Consider the following 6,974-nt stretch of genomic DNA (forward strand, 5'->3'; position numbering starts at 1 on the left):
CAAAGGCCTGAAAGGGTCACGAACGGGAAAGGAAGAGATGTCCGCTTCAGCGTATTGCCGTCCGAATGCGGAACTCCTCAAAACCACCCCGAGCAGCTCTTCCGATCCGGACCCATGCCAGCCACTCGGACCGCCATCGGCGCTTCTCCAAAGCGGTCGGTCGTCACCCGTCCGGCAACTGGGTCCGGGGTGGAAAGTCGCACCTTCAGCGGTATAAGGTCGAATGGACCAGCAACTGCTGATCATCTGTCTGCTAACCGGCGCGATCAATCTGATCGGAACGATGGCCTATGCCGCCAGGATCGCGGGAGTTAGAACCAAGCGGATCGCTATAAGTTTCGCCTTGTTCAATATATTAGTGCTTGTCAGCCGGACATCCAACGGGTTTCTTGGGCCTCTTATAGCAAAACGTATTGAAAATCGCCTGTCTCTAGGTGGAGGAGAAGGTCTATCCGGCGACTTCAGGATCATAATCGTAAGCGCAACAATAGCAGTTCTTTTCGGAATCGTACTGATACCAACCAGCCAGCGACTTTTCACCAAAGCAATTAGCAACTTCCAGCGGTCGCGGTCGACGATGAAGTTGCTCGCCCGAACGCTAACTCCTACCGGCGCTCACGCTATGGCGGCATCTTTTGCGATCCCGAGAATAGCGAATGTTCCTCGTGGGCTACAACCGACAGGTGTGAGTTGGAGTATCCTCTTTGCAAATGTGATCGTCCAGGCTCTGCTAACGGTTGGCGTTCTGGCGTCTTTGTATGCTGGGTTCCTAGAGCCATCTTTCCGCGTTACAGCATCCCAGTTGTCTGCAATCATAAATGGCGTCGCCACGATACTTCTCTTCGCGCTGATCGATCCGCAGCTTTCGGTCATGACAGATGACGCTGTGGAAGGCACAATAAGTGAAGCGTCATTCAGACAGACTGTCGTCTGGATATCTTTAAGTCGATTGCTTGGAACTTGTCTGGCGCAGGCTTTATTTATACCTGCTGCCCTATGCGTCGCTTGGGTTGCAGGCCGTATTTGAAGGCGTAACCCTTTGAAGGCGGTAGTGACCAGATGGCGGGAACGGCCGCTTCATCGAGCTTGCGCTCAAAAGCGGACCGGCAGAAATCCACCCGTTGCGGACCTTCCGCCCTGCCTATTCAAGGTGCGCTTAGGAGGCGAAGCTGCCCCGGAAGCGGCGGCCACGACAGCAAGACGTTGTGGCCGCCGGACTCACCACTTTATCTCAATAGCAGCTGTCGGCCCCCAAGCGGCCATTCGAGTGGTTTGGTGCAAGGGTCCGCTGGTGGCGCAAAGCCGAATGGCCGCTGACGCTTGCAGCAGGCCAGCGACCCGCGCACGATCTTGTTTGGACGGCTCGCACGCCCCAGATTCGGGGCCTACGGACGGGCTGCCAGCGCGAGTCAAACGGCAGACCCAGGAACCGCGGTGGACCCGAAAGACCCCTTACTCTTAGCAGTGATGTCCCGGTTCCCAGGGGCGACCGTCATCAAGTCCGGCCCCGTTGCGGTTGCGCCGGCGCCTGAGCCCGTGGCCGCCCCGGCGCTTGTCACGCAGCCCGCGCCCGGCGCCCGTCGTCAGCTGCCTGTGCCCGAGGCCCAGACGGTTTCGATGCTGCACCAGATTAACCAACCGTGCTTCGCTTGGCTGTCGAACGCGAACGTCGGCCACGGCTGGTCGGTGTTCCCGCAGACGCGCCTCGACGGTCGCCGCGGTCCAGGCTCGATCGACGGCCATCCGATCAAGTGGAAGGTCTTCCAAGACCGTCGACCGAGCACGGACGAGCTCGCGGACATGAACGAGGCATGCCCGGCCCACAACGTGGCTGGCATCATGGGCCGCGCGTCGGGCAACGTGTTCGCGCTGGATGTCGACATCCCCACGCTGGACCTGTCGGTCGAGATCCAGCTGCTGGCCGACCGGTACCTCGGCTACACGCCGCTCCGCCGCGTCGGCGCCCCCCCGCGCATCGCGCTCCTCTACCGGCAGGGCGACCCCGACGAGATCCCCGCTGACCAGATTATCCCGTCGCGGTCATTCCCCCTCAAGGGCGACCGCGGCGCAGTCGAAATCCTGGCGCACGGCAAGCCGCTGACGTTCCACGGCCTCCATCACAAGACCGGAGACTACATCCGCTGGATCGACGCCAGCCCGCACCTGGTCGGCCCGGAGGCGGCGCCCCTAGTCTCGCGCAAGCGGCTGGACGCGTTCCTCGACGCCCTGGACGACCTCGTCGGCCTGCAGCGCCGCGTCGTCGCACCGCTGGCCGACACGCACACGTGGGACCCATCCCAAGCTCTGCACCGGCCCGCTCAGGTGGGTGGCGAGGTCACGTGGACCGTCGAGGCCGGCAAGGTCACGGACGGCCGCGAGGCGTTCATGTTCGCACTCGCTCGCTCCGTCGTCCGCGTGAACGAAGGCGTGGCCCGCGACCAGCATATGGGGCTCGCGCGACTGGCGAACCTGGTCGAAGCCGAGGCCCTGGCCCGGGTGGAGCTCTCCGGCCGGTGGCACGCTGGATCGATCCGCGACGCCGCGATCGAGAAGGTTCGCGCATCGATTGCTTGGCACCTCGCCGAGACGGGCCGGTTCGCCCGCCCGCTCGACGCCGGCCCGATCGTCGCCATCACCCCTGCCGGCGACGACGTCCATGCCCCTTCCGTGCCGGCCGATGCGCCGGAGCCGACGCGGGTCCACGAGCTCGCCCACCTGCGCGAGGGCGACGCCGCGCGGATCAGTCGGACCGCGTTCGCGCGCAAGCCCCCTTACATGGTCATCCAGGGGCCCGACCGCGTCCGCGCCATGGGCCGCGCGATCATCACGGACGAGGACCTGCGCCTCGGGGCCGCCCGAGACGCCGTGCGAACGGTCGCCGCGCACGAGGCCCGGTGGATCGACGGCCTGTACGAGCGGGCCGCCCTGCGCCGGGAGCGGGAATGCCGGGGGGACCGGACGCCCCTCGATGCGGCACCGATCCAGATCGTGAAGGGGGACGCCGGTGTCGGCAAGACGTCGAGCTTCTGGCGGCAGATGGCCGATGCCAAGCGAGTGAACGGCCCGCTCGGCTACCCGGTCGGCTTCGCGATGCCGAGCCACGCCAACATCGAGGACAGCCTGTCCGGAGCGCGCGCCGCGGGACACGTGTCGTCATGGGAGCGCGACGTGGCCGAAGCCGTCCAGGCCGGTGCGGCGGAGGGCCTGAACGTCGTCATCTTCCGGGGCAAGCTGCGCACGAACTGCGGCTACCGCGCCCAGGTCGCCGCCCTGCAGGAGGCCTCGATCGGTGCGCAGCGCCTCTGCGAGTCCCGCATCGACCGGAACGCGGGCGTCCCCGGCGCGGACCCGGAGTGGGAGGTCGTGCGCTGCCCCATGTGGGAGTCGTGCGAGTACCAGGCCAGCCTGCAGGCTCTGCCGAAGGCCGACGTCGTGCTGTTCGCGAGCTCCTACCTGGCGGTCACGCCCCCGGTCGCGCTGACCAAGACGCTCATCGGTCTCGTCGTCGACGAACGGCCCTACAGCAACCTCCTCGGCACGAACTCGGGCGCGCCGATGCCGATCGCCGTTCTCGCCAAGGAACGCGCCGCTCCCCGGCTGACGAAGGAGGAGAAGGCCCCCTACGAGCATCTCGCCGACCCGCGCGAGGCATTCCGCGCGATCCAGGAGAGCTACCTCGCCGAACGCAACTGGGCGGTGTCGCTCATGCGGGACGCTCTCGGCGACGGCGACGCGGCGGGCGCCGTCATGGCGTTGCACGGCGAACGCGGCCCCCAGGGCGAGCGCCTCGGGCTTGCCTGGGCGCAGTCCGCGAAAATCGTCTGCAGCCGCGGCGCGGACCTTGCCCGCGCGGTCGCCCCCGGCATGACCGAGCAGGCAGCGGCCGACCTCGCGGCGACGCCCCGAGGTGAGGGCATATGGGACGAGCGGAGGTTCTGGAGCGTGGTCGTCGAGCGGCTCGAAGCGCTCCGCGACGACGAGGAGCAGCCCGGCACGCCCCGGCGCGCCCATGGGGATTCCGACGCCCGCCTACAGTGCGTCGTCCACACCGGCCCGGCGGGCGACGCCTGGTGCCTGCGCATGTCCTGGCGCGTCGAGCCGTCGTTCCCCGGGCTGCCCCTGATGATGCTGGACGCCTCGGCCGCTCCGGCGATCGTGGAGAAGATCTGGTCCGACCGAAGCGTCGAGGTCCTGCCCGTCCAGGCGCCCTCCCACATGCGGGCCGTCCTCGTAACCGGCGGGCCGTTCTCCGACCGGAGCATGCTCCCCAGCCGGGCGCGCGACCGTGACGAGCTCATGGCCACCGCCAAGACCGTCGAGATGAACAGGCGCATCATTGAGCGGCTGTCCGGCGTCCACGGGCACGGCCGTACGCTCGTCGGCGGCAACAAGCCGGTGATGGCCGTCCTTCGCCATTCATGGAAGCCCCCGACGAATACTGATTTCGTCCACAACGGCGGCATGCGCGGACTCGATTTCGCCAAGAACCATGCGGCCGCGATCTTGTTCGGTCGCCTCGAACTGCCGCCCCGAGCCGTCGACGCCTACGTGGCCGCCCTGACGTACGACGACCCGGACCCCGAGCAGCCCGTCGACGCCCTCGGCACCGGCTTGGACGCCAAGGGCGATCCATTGCGGCCGGTGATCGGCGAGAAACGCGTCGCCATGCGCGACGGCAGCGACATCTCCGTCAAGGACGCGGTCTACGTCGGGCCGTGGGCGACCTTGATCCAGCGCCAATTTCGCGAGGAAGAGGTTCGCCAGTTCGCGGCCCGGCTCCGCCCCGTGCACCGCACCGGCCGGCCGCCGGTCGTATACCTGGCCTGCAGCGCGATCCCCGAGGGCATGGTCGTCGACGAGGTCGTGGACGTCCGCCAGCTGGAGACGTGCGGCGACTCGCTCTCGGCCCAGCCCTGGTCGATCGCCCGCGCCACCGACGGCGTGCTCGATGTTGAGGGCACCGGCTGGTACGATCGCGAGGATCTCGACGGCCACAACAAGAGCATCCGGGAATGGCGGGTCGCCCCCCTGCGTCTCGACGAGGAGGCAGGCCCGGAGACGGGCGGACTGACGCGGATCCGCTGGCGCCTCGGCGCCGGTGCCTGGACGACGAGCTCCGTCCTCACGGAGCCGGAGGATCCCGTCGCGCCCCTGCGCGCGATCCTGGCCCGCGAGACCGGCGTCGAGGAGAGCGAGCTCGACCTCGACGTCGAGGTTCTGCGCCAGGGCAACCCGCGCCTGCCCAGCGGCACCCGCGCCCCCGACGCGATCGATCTCGCCCATACCGGCCTGCCCGCCGGGTCGACGCGCGAGGAGGTCCGGCAGGCCCTTGCTGACGCCGAGGACGCCCAACGCGAGGCCGCCATGGCCGAGGAGCGGCACGCCCTCTCTGGTACGCGGCCCGGCGCCACGTACGAGGCGATCCTCGCGGGCCTCAAGGCGCGCCGGATCGAGGGGATTTACTGGTCGCGGGTCCGCCCATACCCGGACGGCGACAGGAAGCTCGGCGCAGTCTCGATCGCCGTCCGCGCCCTCGCACGTTCTTGGGGTGTCGACGCGATGTCGACGGTCGACGACGATCCGGACGATTAGACCGCGACTCGGAGATCCCGATGAATCGCGTTTCCGTGTGCTGAGAGTGTGCCGACCTCGGCATATGCGCCCGAAAACGCGTGTCGTATCAGAAGCCTATCGGGGCCTGCGCCACCCCGCCCTTGCGGGGGCGGGCAGAGCCACCTTGCGCGGCCATGGCGTTCAGCGTCGCCTTGTGCTGGTCGCGGGCGACCTTGAGGCGGGACACCGTCATGCGCAGACCTGTCGTCTGCATGTAAAGCCCGACCCGGCCTTGGACCCATTCCGTCTTGAGGCGGATCCCCACGGATTCGAGGTCCTCATGAACGGGACCGCCGCGCCCGCCGCGCCCGAACGCCCTCGCGTTCCAGTCGCCTGGCCACGTCAGGGTCCCCGAACCGAGCCCCCTGTGCAGGGCGTCCACCGGGATCGTCACCACCACCGTGTCGCCGGGACGGGATCGCTGCCAACTCTTGGCCGTCCCCGCGCCTGCCAGCCATGCCAGGCAGCGCATGTAGACGAGCGGGCTCCACCGCGACCGGAAGCGTGCCATGCCCAGGGCATCGACCGCGACGGGGAACGGATCGCCGTGGATCATCGTCTGGGTCATCACCATGCCGGACACGATGCCCACGGCGGTCGGCTCAAGCCGGCTCGGCGCGTCGAACTCCCAGCCACGCCACAACCGGAACCGACGCGGGTTCGTCAGCCCAAGCGTGAACTCGGTCCGTCCGAGGCGGTCGAAGGGCCGGGCGAGGTCCGAGAGCCTGGGCTGCCCCGTGGCCGCGAGCAGGGTATCCCGGTGGCACCACACCGCGGCGGCATCCGAGACGGCCCAGCCGTCCAGCATGGTGATCCCATCCTCGTCCGGCTCGTCGACGATCGCCGCCATGTCGCCGACAACGGCAAGCCAGAGCGCCATGTCTAGCGGCGTCGCGGGGCCGTCCGCCAGGCACAGGGAGGCGCAGACGCGACGGCTGATGCGGATGACGTGAGAGGCGGGCATGGGCGGCTCCTGTGACCGCAGAGTGCCACCCCGACCTGCCTGGAGCAAGGGCGTCCTGAAATCCAACTTTCAACGATCGCACCCTTTTATCCGTTTTCAATCAACGGCTTGCGGAAAAACGGCCCGTCTCGAAAATGTCTATAAAGAAGAAATAGGTTTTCCTATGGGGCCTTCGGCCCCCAAAGGCTGCCCCGATGCGCACCGCCGTCGAGACCTTGGCTCGGCCCGCTGCGCGGGCCTCGGGCGGAGAGTGCCGGGAAGGATCATGGGTGGGGCGGACTTCATGAGGCTCCCGAACTCATGGCCTAGCCACCGTTGCGCCAGCTGTTGTTCCAGGCGTCCCCGGCGCCGATCATCCGGCAACGCCCCAGCCGGAGCCCCGCCATGTTCCCGACCC

General features: G+C 67.7%; 3 protein-coding genes. 2 read left to right on the forward strand and 1 reads right to left on the reverse strand.

The annotated features are described in order from the left end of the window. Positions 1 to 223 precede the first annotated feature (223 nt). A complete protein-coding gene (locus tag FV230_RS06900) occupies positions 224 to 1,027 on the forward strand; it encodes a lipid II flippase Amj family protein (protein WP_147841790.1) in 804 nt (267 codons plus the stop codon). Between the two features lie 590 nt (positions 1,028 to 1,617). After that, on the forward strand, positions 1,618 to 5,592 hold the full coding sequence (locus tag FV230_RS06905; protein ID WP_187275415.1) for a bifunctional DNA primase/polymerase: 3,975 nt from the start codon (positions 1,618 to 1,620) through the stop codon (positions 5,590 to 5,592). An 88-nt stretch (positions 5,593 to 5,680) separates the two neighbouring features. On the opposite strand, the gene FV230_RS06910 is transcribed toward FV230_RS06905, so the two are convergent. Then, positions 5,681 to 6,577, reverse strand: coding sequence for a hypothetical protein (locus tag FV230_RS06910; protein ID WP_147841792.1), 897 nt, complete (start codon positions 6,575 to 6,577; stop codon positions 5,681 to 5,683). Positions 6,578 to 6,974: the final 397 nt, after the last annotated feature.

It is taken from the genome of Methylobacterium sp. WL6 (assembly GCF_008040095.1).
Lineage (GTDB): Bacteria > Pseudomonadota > Alphaproteobacteria > Rhizobiales > Beijerinckiaceae > Methylobacterium.